This window comes from Streptomyces sparsus (genome assembly GCF_054776295.1).
On the sequence record NZ_BAAHCA010001441.1, the window covers coordinates 1 to 840 of the forward strand.

Sequence of the window (840 nt, forward strand, 5' to 3'; positions counted from 1 at the left end):
CCCCGTCGAGGCCGGCCTCGCGGGCCGCCTTCAGCCCGCTGCCCCTGCGACGGCACCGATCCGGGAGCGGGCTCCCGGCCGCGTCCCATGCCGCCCGTCAGCCGCACGGTGAGCAGGCCGGGGCCGGGCGCGTCGACGAACTCGCCGGACTGCGAGCGGCCCTCGGGCAGCTCGCGGAAGACGGCCGAGCCGTCGCCGAGCTGCGGGTGGTCGTCGGTGCGGACCGTCACCAGCGGCCGAGGGGTGGGCCGCTTGCTCTGCGAGTACGCCATCTCGACCGCCACCACCTCACCGGTGAAGGCCTCCCCGGCCAGCCGTCGCGCGGCCATCACCAGCGGATCGTCCAGGGCCTCGTGGGCGGCGAGCCGGGCCTGGTCGCGTTCCCTGGCGGCCAGCTTGCGGGCCGCGGTGACCGCGTCGCCGAAGCCGGCCACCGCGCCGCCGCCGCTCCCGTCATCGCTCCCGTCGCGGGGCAGGTCGGGCACGTCGCCGAGGATCGGCAGCAGCACCGACAGGGCGTGCGGGCCGACGTCCCACAGGGCGCCCTTCTCGCGTCGCCAGGGGGACGCGGTGTAGGGCGAGTCGGCGCCGCCGAACACCGGCGAGTACCAGTCGGCCCGGCCCAGCGTCCATCCGCCGGTGCCGGCCTGCTCGGTGATCCACTCGGCGCTGGTCGGGGCGAAGCGCAGCGTGAAGAACACCACCGACCGCACTCCGGCGCGGTCCACGGCGTCCACCACCTCCCGGGCGCCCTCGACGGTGGTGGCGAGCGGCTTGTCCAGCAGCAGGTGCCGGCCGGCTTCCGCGGCCCGCACGGCGAGCGGCGCCCGCACGTCGGGC

1 protein-coding gene is annotated in these 840 nt (G+C 77.4%); it reads right to left on the reverse strand.

From position 1 onward, the window contains the following. Positions 1 to 840: Gfo/Idh/MocA family protein (locus ACYVE9_RS28940; RefSeq protein ID WP_461030842.1), on the reverse strand; the 840-nt coding region annotated here is incomplete at both ends.